The sequence below is a fragment of the Streptomyces albireticuli genome (genome assembly GCF_021228125.1).
GTDB lineage: Bacteria > Actinomycetota > Actinomycetes > Streptomycetales > Streptomycetaceae > Streptomyces > Streptomyces albireticuli.
This window is the reverse complement of the sequence record NZ_JAJQQS010000009.1, coordinates 1-16,158: the sequence shown is the minus strand read 5'-3', so window position 1 is coordinate 16,158 and position 16,158 is coordinate 1. Positions and strand designations below refer to the sequence as shown.

Here is a 16,158-nt window from a genome sequence, read left to right as displayed (position 1 = left end):
GCTGGGCCGCCGGGGTCTCAGGGAGCGCCGGTGCGGCACGAGCACGTCGAGTACGCGGGGGAGCCGGGCAGCGGTACGAGCACGCTGCGCGCGGCGGTGGCACGGCTGACGGCTCCCGCCGGTGAACGCCCACGGCGGCTGCCGCCCCGCGCGCCCGCCGAGAAGACACTGATCTCGCACCGCCCAGCCGGGCTCGTCCTCGTGCTCGACGCCGGGACGGGCATGACGGCCCGCGGTGGCGAACTCCTGGACCTGGCCCGGCGGGTCGGCGTCCGGCACGTGTCCGTCTTCGTGAACAAGTCGGACCTGCTGCCCGACCCCGAGCTGCGGGAGGTGCTCCGGCTGGAGATCCGGGAGTCGCTGTCGGCGCACGGCTACGCGGGCGGGGCGGCGCCGATCGTCTTCGGCTCGGCGCGCGGGGCGCTGGCCGGGGACACGGAGGGGACGGAAGCCGTGGAAGCCCTGCTCAGAGGGCTGGACCCGTGCCGTCCCGGCCCGGACGACGACACCATGAACCACCCGTTCCTGATGCCGGTCGAGGACACGTTCCACCTGAAGGACCGCCCGGCGTCCCGCCGCCTCGTCGTCACGGGCCGTGTCGAACGAGGCAGGGTCCGGCCGGGCGACGTTCTCGAAGTCGTCGGCCTCGGAGAGCCCGGCCGCACGGTGACCGTGACCGCCGTGGAGAGGTTCCGCGAATCCCCCGAGACGGCCGCGGCGGGCGACAACGCCGGCCTGGTCCTGGGCGGCACCACCCCGGAAGCGGCCCCGGAACGCGGCCAGGTCCTCACCACGCCCGGCACGGCGTCCGCCCACACCTCCTTCGAGGCCGAGGCGTACGTCCTCCCCGAGGACGACGGCGGCCTCGCCGTGACCTTCTCCGGCCGCCCCGAGGCCCAGTTCCACTTCCGCACCACGGCCGTCACCGGCCGGATCACCACCCTCCGCCAGGCCGGCGCCGTACGCGAGTCCACCCGGGGCGGCCACGTCTCCCTGACGGTCCGGCTGACGGCGCCCCTCGCCATGGAGACGGGGACGCCGTTCTCGATGCGCGTGTCGGGCAAGGCGATCGGTCCGGGCGTGGTGACGCGGGTCGTGGCGTAGGCGGAGCCGCGGAAACGGAGCGGTCAGGCGGGCAGCCGCCAGGAGGGCCCGTCGGGCGAGCCGATCCAGACGGTTTGACTCTGCTCGACGTCGACCGTCATCCCGAACCGGGACTGATCGGGTGCCCCGGCGCCCTGCCAGACCAGGAGGGCGTCCTCCACCTGGTCCCACAGCCGCAACGGCCCGTGCTGGTGGACCGTCCACCCCCTCCCGGAGGGTTCGGTCCACGCTTGTGACCCCGTGGCGACGTCCACCAGGACCGGGCCGTCACCCGTGGCCATGACCTCCGCCGAGGGGGCCGCGAGCTGTGCGACGAAATGCCCCGTCCAGTCGTCGAGGACGGCAGGGTCCACCCGCCCCGCGCGCGTGATTCCCTGGCGCCGGAAGAACACGGGCCGTGGCGGGCGCTCATGGGGTCGGGCGAGCATGTACGAGACGGGGTCTCCGGTGAAGCGACCGGAAGCGCTGCCGTCCTCGGCGACGGTGAGCCGGATCAGCCCCGAGGCGAGCATCCACCCGCTGAGAGTGGTCGTGATGCTTCCGCCCGCACGGACCTGCCACAGCCACGACGGAGGGATGTGGCGTACCGCGCAGGTCGCCACGACGGCGTCGTACTCCGCCCGTTCCTTGTGGCCTTGGAGGCCGTCCCCGACGACCAGGAACGGTGCGTATCCGGCCGCGCCGAGACGGGAGGCGGCCCGGCGCGCGATGCCGGGGTCGTACTCGACGGAGGTCACCCCGCCGTCCCCGATGCGGTGAGCGAGGATCGCGGTCGAGTAGCCGGTGCCCGTGCCGATCTCCAGGACGCGGCTCCCCTCGCGGAGATCGGCGAGTTGCACCATGCGCACGACCAGGGAGGGCAGGGTGGACGAGGAGGTGGGGCTTCCCGTCACGGGGGCATCGGCACGATCGGCGTCCAGGCCGTCCACCTGTGTCACCCACGTCCGGTCGGCACAGGCCAGGCCGGCCCATTCGGCCTCCCCGACCTCCTCGCGTCGTACGGGCACCCATGCGGCGCCTTCGGGCCGGTAGACCGCCTCCCCCAGGAAGACCTCCCGGGGCACGCTCTCGACCGCTTCTCTCAGCGCGGGGTCGGTGAGGGCTCCGGTCGCGGCGATCGCGTCGGCGAGCCCACGGCGGCACCGCCCACTGTCTACGTTCATCGGGACACTCCGGGGTGTTGAAGCCGATCGGCGAGGGCTCGGGTGATCTGCTCGGTGATGTGATCCGGGAACCAAGCCCATTGGCCATTGGGGTTGCACTCGTACATCCACCAGCGGCCTTCCTGGTCGACACCGAAGTCGAATGCGCCGAAGTCCAGACCGAATGCGTTCAGGTAGGCACGTACTGCCCGTGCAACGTCAGGTGGGACTTCGACGGAGCTGTACGTCAACTGGTCGTAGTGGAGCCTCCAGTCCAGGCCAGAGGACCCGTCGATACGCACGCCGAACAACTCGCCGCCCACGACGGTCAGCCGGACATCACACACCTTGTTCACGCGCTGTTGGAACAGGTGCGGTGCCATGGACAAGCGCTCGGTGATGGCGTCAGGGGTGACCTCGGCGGTCCAAATGTTCAGATGCCGCCCTTGGGCATCGGTGTAGTCCGTGTTCCGTATCGGTTTGTAGACCACGGGCCCGTGCTCGTCAGCGAAGCGCCGCGCACACTTCTGGTCGTTGGTGATTAGTGTCGGCGGAATCCTCAAGCCGCAGCGGGCAGCGGTGGCCAGTTGCGCGGGCTTGTGTTCCGCATCCCGGTTCCGCCACGGGTGATTGATGTAGTGGGCGCCGGGGAGCGAGCCGAGAACCCCACCGAGACCGTAGCGGCCTTGATCGATACACCACAGCGCCTCGGCACCCGTGACGTCCACCGGTGCGGTGTAGGGGCTGGGCCTGCGCCAGTACACCGCTCGCACCTGCGAGACGTCGAGGTCCCGGGTCGGGGTGGCAATCCGCCCTTCGGGCCCCTTCCCACCCACGAACACGTCCATGGTGACGGAGGAGGAAAGGTCACCGGGGTCCAGGCGGACGACCGGGACGTCCCTCTCGTTGAGCTCGGCGATCACGAGATCAGCGGTCACATCGTCGAGGCGGGTGACCACCACGACGGGCCGGCCGTCTGCCATCTGCAATCCCTCCCTCAGTCCGTGTCGCCCTCTTGGTCGCTTCCCTGGTCCGAGGTGCCGTCGAGGCTGGTCCTCGTCGCGGTCTCCTTCGACGTCTCCGACCTCTTGTGCTTGTCCATCACGGGCACGGACCTACCGCTCCCGTCCATGCTCCGGGGAAGCTGCGTGGCGGAGTCGAGCACGAGCGATTCGTGCGGAAGCCGCACGGTCTCCGGGAAGGGCCGCATACGGGTCAAGCCCCAGGGCAAAGCATCGGGATCGGACACCAGTGTCTCCTTCGGTCGCGTCTGGCGGATCAGTTTGGTACGGCCTTGAGCCGACCGGTAGGCGGCCTCAACCAACGGAATCGCGACCCCCTTGGTCGTGCGCGAGCCGCCGCTGCTGCCGGACCAGCGCGTCGGTGGCCTGCCCGAGGCTCCTCGTGAACACCATCGCCGAGCCGTACCCGTCCCCGGGCCCGATCCCCCGCCGGTAGCGGGCCTCCTTGACGACGGCGAGGGCGTCCCGCCGTACCGGGTCGTCCATGGGCAGGTCGTTCACGGACTCCTCCAGCGCGGTGGCCGCGGCCCCTACGAAGGCGAGCAGGCGGGTGGTGAGCACGCGCATGCGGTCGGGGGTGGGCAGGAGGCGGTCCATGGAAAGGGCTTCACGGATCACCTCCTCGATGGCGGACCGACGGGGGCCGGCAGCGGCTTGAGGACGTACAGGGGCGAGCTCTCCGACGTGGTGTCCGGTGCGGGAGAAGGCGGGCATGGGGCGGCTCCTTCACGAGAGTGACGGGATGCGTCTCGGTGGCCGAATCACCGTCCCGCAGCCGTGACTTCGGCCGCAAGCCGGGCCAACATTCCGGGGAAAATTGGCATATGACAAAGCTCCGGCATGGGTTGCAGGACCGGGTACAACAGCTGGAACACTGCCAACAGGGCGAGTTCGGGGGCCGACAGGGGCTTGCCGAGGACCAACAGGAACGCGCCAACGGGGTACGGAGGCGCGACACCGGGTACAGCACCGGGAGGGCTCAAAGTGGCAGCACGACGCGGTCCGACGTTCCGTCGGAGGGAGCTGGGCAAGGAGCTCCGCCGCCTTCGGGAGAAGAAGGGGTACAGCACCAAGGAAGCCGCCGCAGCCATCGAGAGCTCGGACACCAAGCTCAACAGGGTCGAGTCCGGGCACAACCAGCTTCCGCGTGTCCGCGATCTGGAAGACCTGCTCGACTTCTACGGCGTAACCGACCGGAACGACCGCGACTCCCTGCTGACGCTCCACCGAGAGTCGCTCAGTCCTGACTGGTACCGCCCGTACCAAAACTTCATGCCATCGGGCGCCCTGCTCTACGCGGGGCTGGAATCCGACGCCGTCACCATGCGCGCATGGCACTCGCAGGTTGTCTTCGGGCTCTTACAGACCGAAAGCTACACCCGGGCCATGTTCATGACGGCGAAGCCGGTTGACGAGAGGACAACCGAGTTCGTCGAGGAGAACGTAGCCCTCCGCATGAAGCGGAAAGAGATCGTGCACGGCGACGACCCGATCGAACTTCGAGTGATCATTGACGAGGCCGCGCTCCGCCGCGTCATCGGTGGCCCGGATGTCATGCGGGAACAGTACGAAGAAATCGAGCGGGTAGCAGCACTCGATCACGTGACGGTCCAGATCCTTCCGCAGAACCTCGTCACGTACCGCGCAAGCGCGAACTTCGTGATCCTGGACTTCGACTCCAAGCTCGACCCCGTGGTCATGGAGGACGGCCCACAGGTCATGACCGTGTCCGACAAGCCGCGCGAGGTCTGGCTCTACGCCCGAAGGTTCGACGCGATGCGCGAGAGCGCCCTGGCGCCGGTAAAGACCGCCGAGTTCCTCCACCGACTGGCGAGAGAGATCGATGTCGACTAACACACAGCTGACCGCCCTCGACCTGGCAGATGAGACCGCCTGGTTCAAGTCCTCCTACAGCGGAGACAACACCGGCGCCGGCTGCGTATCCATCGCAGCGCTGACCGGCCACGTCGGCATCCGCGACTCCAAACAGCACCACGGCCCCGCCCTCGTCGTGCCGACGGCATCCTGGTCCGCGTTCATCCGCGAGGTGCGGGCGGGCCGCCTGGGACGCTGAACCGCCCGTGAGGGGCCCGCACAACAATCCGGTACGCGTTCGAGAACCCCGCACGGCTCAGGAGCGGCGCGAGGAGCCGGTCCAGGCCGTACACGCCGGCCAGCAGCGGGAAGGCCGACCAGAACAGCGCCTCCCGGGCCATCCGCCGCGGCGCGGTCGGCGGATGGGCGTGCCAGGGCTCGTCGGCCGGTGGCAGGACGTGGCCGAGGGCGAGGGCCGCCGCGCAGGTCAGGTCGACCGCGGTGTGCGGTTCGTGCCGTTCGACGGCGACGACGGTGAAGCCGAGTGACTCCAGTTCGCGGCGGAGGTTGGCGAAGGGGAAGAGGTGCAGGTGCTGGGGCTGGAGGTACGGGATCCACCAGCGGCCCAGGACCCGGCTCATCGCGCACTCGGGGTCCGGTACCTCGATGATCAGGCGGCCGCCGGGGGCGAGAAGGGCCTTCGCGGCGGCCAGTTCCGCGCGCGGGTCGATGCTGTGTTCCAGGTAGTGGAACATGCTCACCACGTCGTACCGCCCCTCCAGTTCGGGGGCGAGTTCCGTCAGGCCGCCGCGGTACGCCTCGGCGATCCGGCCCCGGCGCCGGGCCTCCTCGACGCCCGCGCTGCGGTCGAGCCCGTCGAAGACGGTGCCCGGATGCACAGTACGGGCGGCCCCGGGGAAGTGCCCGTGCCCGGTGCCGACGTCGAGCCAGCGGCGGGGGGCGCCGAACGGGAGGAGGGCGCGGGCGCTGGCGAGGTAGCGCTTGCGGCTGCCCCAGGGGCCGAAGAGCCAGTCCGCGTGGGCGACGCCGAGGCCGTCGTAGTAGTCCCGGTAGTAGAAGTCCAGCCCCTCGGGTGTGAGCCGGGGGTTCTGGAAGGAGTGGGAACAGTCTCCGCACTGGTCCACGACGAAGGTGCCGGGCTTGTGCTGGAGCAGATCGACGGTGCGCAGCCTCGTGCGCAGCCGGGAGGAGCCGCACCAGGGGCACGTGGTGCGTTTCGGCGCGTGGAAGCGGTCCGTGCCGAGGGCGAGTTCGCGCTGGTATCCGGCGCGGCGCCGGGCGACCTCCTGGGTACGGTTCATGGATTCCCGGTACTCCCTGTGGTGTGGGGGGCGGCGAATGCCGCAGGGTGCGCGGCCGTCACGACGGCGCACCCCGCGGCACGGAAGGTCTCCCGGACGCGTCAGACCAGGTCCCCGCCGTGGCACGTGCGCCGGACGTCGAGCCACACCTTGGCGTCGGCCCCGTTGTGCCAGCCGGTCTTGAACTCCCGGCTCTCGTCGGACAGATACGGGTCGAAGTGGGTGAACGTCACGTCGTACGAGCCGATCAGCACCCGGGCGAACGGATTCGCGCAATACGCACGGTCCCACAGGGTCAGGATGACGCTGCTCTGCTTCTTGCCGTTGGACGTGCGCCGGCACTCCGTGTACTCGGCCTTCCCGCCCGACACGGTGATGGTCTTCTTCGGCTGGCAGCTCGCCGCCGTGACGCCGGACTGTGCCGCCGCCGGGCCGGCGGCGGCGAGCCCGCCGGCGAGTACGGCCGCCGCCGAGGCGGCCAAGGCGAGGCTGGTGCGTATGCGGGTTCTCATGGGCTGTCTCCCCCTGTGATGAGGTCGAGGATGCCGTCAGCCGGACATCCTGCCCATCCGCCGGGGGCTCGGCCAGAGCCGTGACCGAGCATGGCCGGAACAGAGGGGACAAGGGCAGGGTCGCGCCATCCGCCCCGTCCGCCCCGTGCGTTCACTGGTCCCGTCCGCCCCGTACGTTCACTGGTCCCTTCCGCCCCGTGCGTTCACCGGTCCCGTCCGCCCCGTACGTTCACTCGCCGACGACCACCGACACCGGCGTCGCCCCCGTCAGCACCTCGCCCCGGAAGAACGCCGGACGGCGCCACCGCATCACCAGCATCAGCGCCACACCGATCAGCAGCAGCCCCACACCGATGACGAAGACCGAGCCGACCCCCAGGACGGAGCTGCCGCTGCCGTACGCCGGGTCCCACATGTCGTAGAGCGTCTTGCAGAAGACGGCGGCCAGGAGGAGCCCGCCCAGCACGGGGAAGACCCCCTTGAAGAGCGCGTCGCGCACGGAGTCGCGGAGCACGCCGCGGAAGTACCAGGCGCAGGCGAAGGCGGTGATCGAGTAGTAGAAGCAGATCATCAGCCCGAGGGCGTAGATCGTGTCGATCAGGACGTTGGTGCTGAGGAAGCTCATCACGGCGTAGAAGACGCCGGTGGCGATGCCCGCCGCGACGGTCGCGCGGCCCGGTGACCGGAAGCGCGGGTGGACGCGGGCGAAGGACGGCGGCAGGGCCCGGTAGGCGCTCATGGCCAGGACCGTGCGGGCGACCGGCAGGAACGTCGTCTGGAGGCTCGCGGCGGCCGAGGCCAGGACGGCGACGAAGAGCAGGACGCCGAGCGCCGTGCCCATGACGGGGTCGGCGAGGGCGGCGAAGACGTTGTCGGCGGTCTCGGGGTTGCCGAGGCCCAGGCCCTCGTCGCCGACACCGGCGAACATCTGGGCGGCGACGGCGGTCAGGAGGTACGAGCCCACGAGCACGACCATGGCGATGAGCGCCGCCCTGCCGGGCGTACGGTCGCTGCCCTCGGTCTCCTCGTTGACCGTCAGACAGGCGTCCCAGCCCCAGAACATGAAGATCGACAGGGACAGACCGGCGGTGAAGGCCGCGAAGGACTGCACGGCGAAGGGGTTCAGCCAGCTCCAGGAGAAGCCGATCGACCCGGCCGGGAGGGAGAGGTCGCCGGAGCGGGCCTTGATCAGGGCCATGGTGACGAACACGGCCAGCACGGCCAGTTGGAGGCCGACGAGGGCGTACTGCACGCCCTTGGTGGCGGTCATCCCGCGGTAGCTGACGGCCGTCGCGAGCGCGATGAAGGCCAGGCAGGTCGCCACGTGCGCGGGCCGGTTGCCGTCGAGGGCGGCGACGGCGTCGCTGCCGGTGAGCTCGCCGAGGAGGAGGTAGAAGAAGGAGGTCGCGACGCCGGCGAGGTTGGACAGCACGATGATCGTCGCGATCACCAGGCCCCAGCCGCACATCCAGCCGACCTTGGGGCCGAAGGCCCGGACCGTCCAGGTGAAGGACGTGCCGCAGTCGGGCACGGCCTTGTTCAGCTCGCGGTAGGCGAAGGCGACCAGCAGCATCGGGAGGAAGCCGGCCAGGAAGACGGCGGGCATCTGGACGCCGACCTGGCCGACGGTGGGACCGAGGGTGGAGGTCAGGCAGTAGACGGGCGCGACGGTGGAGATGCCGATGACGGCGCTGCCGAGCAACCCGACGGAGTTTCCGCTGAGACCCTTGCCCCCGGCCGCGGCACCGGCGCTCCCGCCGGCGGGGCCGGGTCTTCCGCCGCGCCGTCTGCGGCGGGCGACGCTCATTACCGTGTCTCCGGCCCGTGGCCGCGGGGCTGTCTGAACCATGGGCAGGACGTTAAGCGCTGCTGTTTCCGCATCCCGGGTCTCACGGTCCAGCTTTCGAACCTTGAACGTAGCACCCTCCACGGCGAGTTGACCTGGCAAAGAAAGGTCATCCATGAGTTACGACAGGTAACACCAAGGGGACGGGCCGGTCCGGCCGCTTTACGGGAACCGCAGCGGCACCCCTTTTGTCCCGGTTCAAAAATTTCCCGGGCCCGCTCCGCGACACCGGGCCGTCTCAGCACCCGGTCCCCGTCGGCCGGTCTCGGCAGGCGTCCCTCAACCCCCGGTCCCCACCGTCTCCGTGTCCCTCCCCGACCGCAGCACCCTCCCCGGCAGCGCCCCCGTCGTCACGTCGTGCCGCACCGTCTCCACGCCGTTCACCCGCACGCTCACCACGCCCACCGCCCGCGAGTCCAGCCGCGGCCCGCCGCCGGGCAGGTCGTGGACGAGCGAGGCGGGGCCCGCGTCGATCCGGGTCGGGTCGAAGAGCACCAGGTCCGCGTGCGCGCCCTCGGCGATCCGGCCCCGGCCGCGGAGGCCGAAGAGGCGGGCCGGGTCGTCGGTCAGCATCCTTACGGCCGTCTCCAGGGGCACCAGCTTCCGCCCGCGCAGGCAGTCGCCCAGGAAGCGCGTCGTGTACGGCGCCCCGCACATCCGGTCCAGGTGGGCCCCCGCGTCCGAACCGCCCAGCAGCACGTCCTCGTGCTCCCAGGTGTCGCGGCGCAGCTCCCAGCTCGCGGCGTCGTCGTCCGTGGGCATCGGCCACAGGACCGTGCGCAGCTCGTCGGCGGCGCAGATCTCCACCAGGCAGGCGAAGGGGTCCAGGCCGCGCTCGGCGGCGATGTCCTCGACGACCCGGCCGGTGAGCCCCTCGTTCTCGCGGGCGTACGTGTCCCCGACGACGTACCGCCCGAAGTCCGACAGCCGCCGGAAGACGCCCGCCTCCTCGCTCCGGGCCCGGCGCAGCATCTCCGCGCGCACGGGCGCCCGGCGCAGCTCGGCGATGCGCCGGGGCAAGGGCAGGGCGAGGACGTCGCCCCAGCCGGGTATGAGGTTCAGGGCGCAGAAGGTGCCGAGCGACATGTTCATGGGCGTGAGGATCGGCATGGTGAGCGCGACGATCCGGCCGCCCGCGGCGCGGGCCCGGGCGCTCGCGGAGAGCTGGCGGGGCACGCGGTCGGGGACGGCGGCGTCGATGGTGAGGACGTTCCAGTTGAGGGGGCGGCCGGCGGCGGCCGTCAGCTCCGTCAGCAGGTCGATCTCGGCGTCGGAGAAGCGGTCGAGGCAGCCGGTGACGATGGCCTCCAGCTGGGTGCCCTCGTGCGCGCCCACGGCGCGGGCGAGGGCCAGCAGCTCGTCGGGGAGGGCGTGCCGGGACGCGACGGGCTCGCCGTCGCCGTCCGAGTGGGTGGTGGACTGCGTGGTGGACAGGCCCCAGGCGCCCGCGTCCATCGCGTCGCGCAGCAGGCCCGTCATCGCCGTGAGCTGCCCGGCGTCCGGTCTGCCGCCCACGGCGCCGGGTCCCATGACGTGGCGGCGCAGCGCGCAGTGTCCCACCATGAAGCCGGCGTTGACGGCGATCCGCCCGTCCAGCGCCGCGAGGTACTCCCCGAAGGTCGACCAGTTCCAGGGCGCCCCCTCCTCCAGGGCCGCCAGCGACATCCCCTCGACCTTGCTCATCATCCGGCGCGTGTAGTCGGCGTCGCCGGGCCGGGCGGGGTCGAGGGGCGCGAGCGTGAAGCCGCAGTTCCCGCCGACGACGGTGGTGACGCCGTGGCCGAGGGACGGGGTGGCGCAGGGGTCCCAGAAGAGCTGGGCGTCGTAGTGGGTGTGCGGGTCGACGAAGCCGGGGGCGAGGACGAGCCCGCTCGCGTCCTCCTCGGTCCGCGCCCGTTCCCCGATCCGCCCGGCGTGCACCCTGGACCGCCCGATGAGGGCGATCCTGCCGTCCCGGATGCCCACGTCGGCGGTGTAGGAGGGGCCTCCGGTGCCGTCGACGACGGTGGCGCGCCTGATCAGGTGGTCGAGCATGAGGGCTCACCTCGGTCTCTGTCGGGTGCGGGGGAGGACGGCCGGGGCCGGAGGACGGCAGGCCGGGGCGGAGGACCGCCGGTCGGGGCGGCCGGGACCGGAGGACCGCCGGTCGGGGCGGCCGGGCTCTTACGGGCTTGAGGGCGCGCCCGGCCGGAAGTCGGGGCGGTGACCCGGGAGGCACCGCCCCGACGCATGGGGGCCCGGTCAGCCCGCCGCCCGGCGCAGCCGCGTCGTCCGGTGCAGGGGATCCGTGTCGATCTTCGGGATGACGTGCTCCCCGATCAGCCGGATCGTCCGCAGGGTCTCCTCGGACGGCACCCCCACCGGCAGCCCGAACGCGAGCTGGTCGGCGCCCGCCTGCTCCCACCGCTTGCACTGGCGGAAGACCTCGTCCGGGTCGCCGCAGATCATCAGCTCCTCGGCGATGAGCAGCTCGATGATCTCCTCGGTGTACTCCGGGAGCAGTTCGGGCCACCGCGGGATGCCCTCGGGGCGGGGGAAGGTGTCGTGGTAGCGGAAGAGGAGCGACTGAAGGTAGTGCAGCCCACCGCGCGCCGCGGTGGCGACGGCCTCGGCGTGGGTCTCGGCGCAGATGGCGGTCGAGGTCACCATGACGTTGTCGTTGACGAAGGCGCCGACGGGCCGGGCCTCCTCGATCGCCGTCTTGTAGGAGTCGACCACCCACTCCATGTCGGCGACCTTCTGCACGCTGAAGCCGAGCACGCCGAGACCCTTACGGGCGGCCATTTCGTACGAGGAGGGGGAGCCGGCCGCGTACCACATGGCCGGGTGCGCCTTCCCGTACGGCTTGGGGAGGACCTTCCGCGGCGGCAGCGACCAGTGTTTGCCCTGGAAGCCCTGGTATTCGTCCTGGAGCCACATCCGGGGGAACTCGGCGATCGTCTCCTCCCAGATCTCCTTGGTGACGTTCATGTCGGTGACGCCCGGCATGAACCCGAGGATCTCGTGGCTGCCCGCGCCCCGGCCGGTGCCGAACTCGAAGCGGCCGCCGGAGAGGTGGTCGAGCATGGCGGCCTTCTCGGCGACCTTGGCGGGGTGGTTGACCTGGGGCAGGGGGTTGAAGATGCCGGAGCCGAGGTGGATGCGGTCGGTGGCGTGCGCGAGGTAGCCGAGGAAGACGTCGTTGGCGGAGAGGTGCGAGTACTCGTCCAGGAAGTGGTGCTCGGAGGCCCATGCGTACTTGAAGCCGGACCGGTCGGCCTGGATGACGTACTCGGTCTCTTCCATCAGCGCGTGGTGCTCGGCCTCGGGGTCGGTCCGCGACCGGTCGGCCGGTACGTAGCCCTGCACGAAGATCCCGAATTCCAAGGAGGTTCACCGTCCCTAGATCCCTGACGGATTCCTGGCAGCGGTCTGACAGTTTTCTGACTCTCCGTCAGATCTCCAGACTCTGGCACCGGTGCGGGGCACCGTCAAGACATCGCAGGGACCCGGCGGAGGGTACCGCCGTCACGAGGGCAGCGGAGCCCCGGCCAGCCAGCCGCCGTCCACGACGAACTGCTGCCCGGTGACGTACGAGGAGTCGTCCGCCGTAAGGAACAAGGCGAGCCGCGCCACCTCCTCCGGCCGCCCGGCGCGACCCATCGGCACCAGCTTCCGGTAGAACCCGGCCATGCCCTCCGCGACCCGCACGGGGTCGGCGCCGGGGGCGAGGAGGGCCGGGTTACTCATGGGGGGTGTCGATCGCGCCCGGGCACATGGCGTTGACACGGATGCCCCGCCCGGCGAGCTCCAGGGCGGCGACGCGGGTCATCGCGACGACGGCGCCCTTGGTGGCCGCGTAGGCGGTGAGCCCGGCCATGCCCGCGTGCGCCACGTACGAGGCCGTGTTGACGATCGTCCCGCCCCCGGCGGCGGCCAGCTCGGGCGCGGCCTCCCGCATGCCGAGAAAGGTGCCGAGCTGGTTGACGCGGACGACTTCGAGGAACTCCTCGCACGGGGTGCGGACCAGCTCGTGGAAACGGAGGATGCCGGCGTTGTTCACCAGCCCGTCGAGCTTGCCGAAGGCCTCCTTGGCCGCGGCGACGGCCGCCGTCCAGTCGCCCTCCTCGCCGACGTCCAGATGGACGTACAGGGCGGAGTCCGCGCCCAGTTCGGCGGCTACGGCCTTCCCCTGCTCGTCGAGTACGTCCGTAAGGACAACACGCGCGCCCTCGCGGACGAAAAGACGCGCCTCTTGTTCGCCTTGGCCGCGGGCGGCGCCGGTGACGAGGATGACGCGGCCGTTCAGTGCTGCCATGGGGGCTCCTGGGGGTGGGCGGGGGTGAGTGCGGGGGTGAGGGTGCCGGGGCGGTGCGGGGGTGAGGGTGCCGGGGCGGTGCGGGGGTCGGGTGCGGGGGTGCCGCTGCGCGGGGCCTTTTCCCCTACCCGCCCCTTCCCGAACCGGGGCTCCGCCCCGGACCCCGGTCCTCAAACGCCGGACGGGCTGGAATGCGGCTGCTCGGACCTTTTCAGGGAGGGCAACCTGTGCGAAATCCAGCCCGGCCGGCGTTTGAGGCCACCGCGCGTCAGCACGGAAAGGGGGCCCGGGGGCTTGCCCCCGGTTCCGGGAAGGGGCGGGGCTGGGGAAAAAGCCGCCCGCAGGGCACACCGACCCGCCACCCACCGAACCCCGCCCCCCAACCCCCACCCCGCCGCTAATCCACAAGCAGCGGCCCCACCGCCCCCGCGAACACCTCCATCTGCTCCAGCAACTCCCCCACCCCCCGGCAACGGAACCGCACCTGCACCTGATCCACCCCCATCCCCCGGTACACCCGCAACGACTCCGCCACCGTCCCCGCCGCCCCCGTGAGCGTCCCCACCCCCGTGTCCCAGGAGGCCGTCCCCACGTACAGCGGCTCCGCGATCGCGCCCACCGCGAAGGGGCCGTCCCGCCCGGCCTCCTCGCGCAGCCTGCGCAGCGTCGCCACGCGCCGGGGCAGGACCTCGCGCCGGTCGCCCTGGGAGAGCCAGCCGTCACCCCGGAGCGCGGCACGGCGGAGCGCGGCGGGCGAGGAGCCGCCCACCCAGAGGGGCGGCCGGGGCGTACGGGCGGGCCGGGGCCCCTGGCCGAGGCCGCGGAAGGCGAAGCGCCGGCCGCTGAACTCGGGGAACTCCGCCGGCCCCAGGGCCGCCTTCAGGGCGTCGACCGTCTCGTCCAGCACGGCCCCGCGCCGCGCGAAGTCCACCCCGAGCGCCTCGAACTCCTCCCGTACGTGCCCGGCGCCGACGCCGAGGACGAGCCGTCCGTCCGCGAGCCGGTCGACGGTGGCGTACTGCTTGGCGAGGGCCAGCGGGTGCCGCAGCGCGGCGACCGCGACATGGCTGAGCAGCAGGGTCCGCTCGGTGACGGCGGCGAGGTGGGCGAGGGTGGCGACCGGGTCGTACCAGACGGTCCCCATGGCGGCGGCCAGCCTCGTGGGGACGGCGACGTGATCGCAGGTGGCGAGGTAGGCGAAGCCGAGCCGGTCGGCGGCGCGGGCGATCCGCCGCAGCTCGCGGGGGCCGGCCTCGACCTCCCAGGGTTCGGCGTAGAGCGTGCTCAGGGAGGTGACGGGCACCTGCATGCCGTACGAGAGCCGGTCGCCGGGCAGTACGCGGAGTCCGGTGCGCGGCGTACCGGAATCTTGCATTCCGCCAGCCTCACGGCCTCCCTCGCAGCCCCCCTCACGCCCTCCCCCGACGCCGCGCCCGTCCCTACCCTCACGCCCGTCCCCGACGCCGCGCCCACCCCTGCCCTCACGCCCGTACCCGGCCCCGTCCCCACGCCCGTCCCCACTCCCCCGCCCCACCTCACGCACTCCCGGCCCCCGCCCCCGCCCCCGCCCAGAGCCCCTCCTCCGTCAGCCCCAGCAGTTCGATCGCGTTGCCGCGCACGATCCGCTCGACCACGTCCGGCGCCAGATGTCCCATCTGTTCCTCCGCGACCTCCCGGGAACGCGGCCAGGTCGAGTCCGAGTGCGGGTAGTCCGTCTCGTAGAGGACGTTCCCCGCGCCGATCGCGTCGAGGTTGCGCAGGCCGAAGGCGTCGTCGAAGAAGCAGCCGTACACGTGCGCGGCGAAGAGCTCGGAGGGCGGGCGGAGCACCTTGCCGTCGATGCCGCCCCAGCCGCGGTTCTCCTCCCAGACGGCGTCCGCGCGTTCCAGGATGTACGGGATCCAGCCGATCTGTCCCTCCGCGTACATGACGCGCAGGCCCGGGAAGCGGTCGAAGACCCCGGACATCAGCCAGTCCGCCAGGGAGAAGCAGCAGTTCGCGAAGGTGAGGGTGGAGCCGACCGCGGCCGGCGCGTCCGCCGAGGTGGAGGGCATGCGGGAGGAGGAGCCGATGTGCATCGCGACGACCGTGCCGGTCTCGTCGCAGGCTCTCAGGAAGGGGTCCCACGCGTCGCCGTGGACCGACGGCAGGCCCAGGTGCGGCGGGATCTCGGAGAAGCAGACGGCCCGTACGCCGCGGGCGGCGTTGCGCCGCACCTCGGCGGCGGCGAGGTCCGCGTCCCACAGCGGGACGAGGGTGAGGGGTATCAGGCGTCCGCGGGCGTCCGGGCCGCACCATTCCTCGACCATCCAGTCGTTGTAGGCACGGACGCCCAGCAGGCCCAGCTCACGGTCCTTCGCCTCGGCGAAGGTCTGCCCGCAGAAGCGCGGGAACGTGGGGAAGCAGAGCGCGGACTGGACATGGTTGCGATCCATATCGGCCAAACGTTCCGGCACGCTGTAGGACCCTGGACGCATCTCGTCGTAGGTGATTCCCTCCAGCCGGACCTCGTCCCTGGAGTATCCGACGGCGGTATCCAGCCGCGTGAGCGGACGGTGCAAATCCTCATAGATCCACCAGTCCGCCACCGGGCCCTCGTCCCCGGTGGCCCCCATGACCGGAGCGAATCTGCCGCCGACGAAGGTCATTTCCTTCACGGGAGCCCTGACGATTCGCGGTCCGACGTCGCGGAACTTCGCCGGGAGCCGGTCCCGCCAGACGTGAGCAGGCTCGACCGTATGGTCGTCCACCGAGATTATCTTGGGGAAGCTCGCCATGGCTGACACGTTAGCGACGAACTGACGGCCCGTCAGCATGCTGGTGCGACGGTCTGTGGCAGGCCTTGTGGAGAGGCCGGACCCCTGCTGACGTAGAGGCTCCGAACAAGGCAGACTGGCCGGTGCGACCGAGCGGGACAAGCAGGGGGTCACAATGGCCGGCGATACAGGGCACGGGCAGCAGCTTCGTTTCACCGTGCTCGGGCCCGTGCGGGCCCGGCGCGGTGGGGAGCTCCTCCACACCGGTTCGCCCCAGCAGCGCGCGCTCCTGGCCGCGCTGCTGCTGCGCGGCGGCCGCACCGCCACCGCGGCGGAACTCGT

14 protein-coding genes and 1 pseudogene are annotated in these 16,158 nt (G+C 71.4%); 3 read left to right on the top strand and 12 right to left on the bottom strand.

Annotated elements, in window-relative coordinates:
- The first annotated feature begins 30 nt into the window (after positions 1–30).
- Positions 31–1,104, top strand: a complete 1,074-nt coding sequence (locus tag LUZ64_RS37525) for an EF-Tu C-terminal domain-related protein (protein ID WP_095583418.1) — start codon at positions 31–33, stop codon at positions 1,102–1,104.
- A gap of 23 nt (positions 1,105–1,127) precedes the next feature.
- Here LUZ64_RS37525 and tgmC read toward each other — a convergent pair whose 3' ends face one another.
- The 4 genes from tgmC to LUZ64_RS17800 all read right to left on the bottom strand — a co-directional run bounded on the left by tgmC (position 1,128) and on the right by LUZ64_RS17800 (position 3,982).
- Complete coding sequence (gene tgmC, locus LUZ64_RS17815) at positions 1,128–2,267, bottom strand: ATP-grasp peptide maturase system methyltransferase (RefSeq protein WP_095583419.1); 1,140 nt, start codon at positions 2,265–2,267, stop codon at positions 1,128–1,130.
- Positions 2,264–3,229, bottom strand: coding sequence for an ATP-grasp ribosomal peptide maturase (gene tgmB, locus LUZ64_RS17810; protein WP_095583420.1), 966 nt, complete (start codon positions 3,227–3,229; stop codon positions 2,264–2,266). The genes tgmC and tgmB overlap by 4 nt, the downstream gene beginning before the upstream one ends.
- Before the next feature lie 14 nt (positions 3,230–3,243).
- Positions 3,244–3,495, bottom strand: coding sequence for a putative ATP-grasp-modified RiPP (gene tgmA, locus LUZ64_RS17805; protein WP_095583421.1), 252 nt, complete (start codon positions 3,493–3,495; stop codon positions 3,244–3,246).
- Positions 3,496–3,562: 67 nt separating this feature from the next.
- Complete coding sequence (locus tag LUZ64_RS17800; protein ID WP_095583422.1) at positions 3,563–3,982, bottom strand: DUF6415 family natural product biosynthesis protein; 420 nt, start codon at positions 3,980–3,982, stop codon at positions 3,563–3,565.
- A gap of 270 nt (positions 3,983–4,252) precedes the next feature.
- Here LUZ64_RS17800 and LUZ64_RS17795 point away from each other — a divergent pair, with 270 nt between their 5' ends.
- Both LUZ64_RS17795 and LUZ64_RS17790 read left to right on the top strand, forming a co-directional pair.
- On the top strand, positions 4,253–5,122 hold the full coding sequence (locus LUZ64_RS17795) for a helix-turn-helix domain-containing protein (RefSeq protein ID WP_095583423.1): 870 nt from the start codon (positions 4,253–4,255) through the stop codon (positions 5,120–5,122).
- Positions 5,112–5,342, top strand: coding sequence for a DUF397 domain-containing protein (locus LUZ64_RS17790; RefSeq protein WP_211305116.1), 231 nt, complete (start codon positions 5,112–5,114; stop codon positions 5,340–5,342). Before LUZ64_RS17795 ends, LUZ64_RS17790 begins: the two co-directional genes overlap by 11 nt.
- On the opposite strand, the gene LUZ64_RS17785 is transcribed toward LUZ64_RS17790, so the two are convergent.
- The 8 genes and pseudogenes from LUZ64_RS17785 to LUZ64_RS17750 form a co-directional block, all read right to left on the bottom strand.
- Complete coding sequence (locus LUZ64_RS17785; protein WP_095583424.1) at positions 5,305–6,405, bottom strand: class I SAM-dependent methyltransferase; 1,101 nt, start codon at positions 6,403–6,405, stop codon at positions 5,305–5,307. The genes LUZ64_RS17790 and LUZ64_RS17785 overlap by 38 nt on opposite strands.
- Before the next feature lie 101 nt (positions 6,406–6,506).
- Complete coding sequence (locus LUZ64_RS17780; RefSeq protein WP_095583425.1) at positions 6,507–6,917, bottom strand: hypothetical protein; 411 nt, start codon at positions 6,915–6,917, stop codon at positions 6,507–6,509.
- Positions 6,918–7,146: 229 nt separating this feature from the next.
- On the bottom strand, positions 7,147–8,766 hold the full coding sequence (locus LUZ64_RS17775) for an APC family permease (protein WP_095583426.1): 1,620 nt from the start codon (positions 8,764–8,766) through the stop codon (positions 7,147–7,149).
- Positions 8,767–9,042: 276 nt separating this feature from the next.
- Entirely contained in the window at positions 9,043–10,797 is a 1,755-nt protein-coding gene (locus LUZ64_RS17770) for an N-acyl-D-amino-acid deacylase family protein (RefSeq protein ID WP_095583427.1), read from the bottom strand.
- 207 nt (positions 10,798–11,004) lie between these two features.
- Positions 11,005–12,129, bottom strand: a complete 1,125-nt coding sequence (locus LUZ64_RS17765; RefSeq protein WP_095583428.1) for an LLM class flavin-dependent oxidoreductase — start codon at positions 12,127–12,129, stop codon at positions 11,005–11,007.
- Between the two features lie 141 nt (positions 12,130–12,270).
- Positions 12,271–13,060: pseudogene (locus LUZ64_RS17760) on the bottom strand (SDR family NAD(P)-dependent oxidoreductase).
- Positions 13,061–13,457: 397 nt separating this feature from the next.
- Positions 13,458–14,435 (bottom strand): TIGR03619 family F420-dependent LLM class oxidoreductase, encoded by a 978-nt coding sequence (locus LUZ64_RS17755; RefSeq protein WP_232390190.1) that lies wholly within the window; start codon positions 14,433–14,435, stop codon positions 13,458–13,460.
- Positions 14,436–14,595: 160 nt separating this feature from the next.
- Entirely contained in the window at positions 14,596–15,837 is a 1,242-nt protein-coding gene (locus LUZ64_RS17750; protein ID WP_232390191.1) for an amidohydrolase family protein, read from the bottom strand.
- Positions 15,838–16,158: the final 321 nt, after the last annotated feature.

Bases quoted from the DNA above. Each gene is read 5' to 3' on its own strand.
- tgmC (WP_095583419.1), bottom strand. From the start codon at position 2,267: ATGAACGTAGACAGTGGGCGGTGCCGCCGTGGGCTCGCCGACGCGATC.
- tgmB (WP_095583420.1), bottom strand. From the start codon at position 3,229: ATGGCAGACGGCCGGCCCGTCGTGGTGGTCACCCGCCTCGACGATGTG.
- LUZ64_RS17800 (WP_095583422.1), bottom strand. From the start codon at position 3,982: ATGCCCGCCTTCTCCCGCACCGGACACCACGTCGGAGAGCTCGCCCCT.
- LUZ64_RS17790 (WP_211305116.1), top strand. From the start codon at position 5,112: ATGTCGACTAACACACAGCTGACCGCCCTCGACCTGGCAGATGAGACC.
- LUZ64_RS17785 (WP_095583424.1), bottom strand. From the start codon at position 6,405: ATGAACCGTACCCAGGAGGTCGCCCGGCGCCGCGCCGGATACCAGCGC.
- LUZ64_RS17780 (WP_095583425.1), bottom strand. From the start codon at position 6,917: ATGAGAACCCGCATACGCACCAGCCTCGCCTTGGCCGCCTCGGCGGCG.
- LUZ64_RS17775 (WP_095583426.1), bottom strand. From the start codon at position 8,766: ATGGTTCAGACAGCCCCGCGGCCACGGGCCGGAGACACGGTAATGAGC.
- LUZ64_RS17770 (WP_095583427.1), bottom strand. From the start codon at position 10,797: ATGCTCGACCACCTGATCAGGCGCGCCACCGTCGTCGACGGCACCGGA.
- LUZ64_RS17755 (WP_232390190.1), bottom strand. From the start codon at position 14,435: ATGCAAGATTCCGGTACGCCGCGCACCGGACTCCGCGTACTGCCCGGC.
- LUZ64_RS17750 (WP_232390191.1), bottom strand. From the start codon at position 15,837: ATGGCGAGCTTCCCCAAGATAATCTCGGTGGACGACCATACGGTCGAG.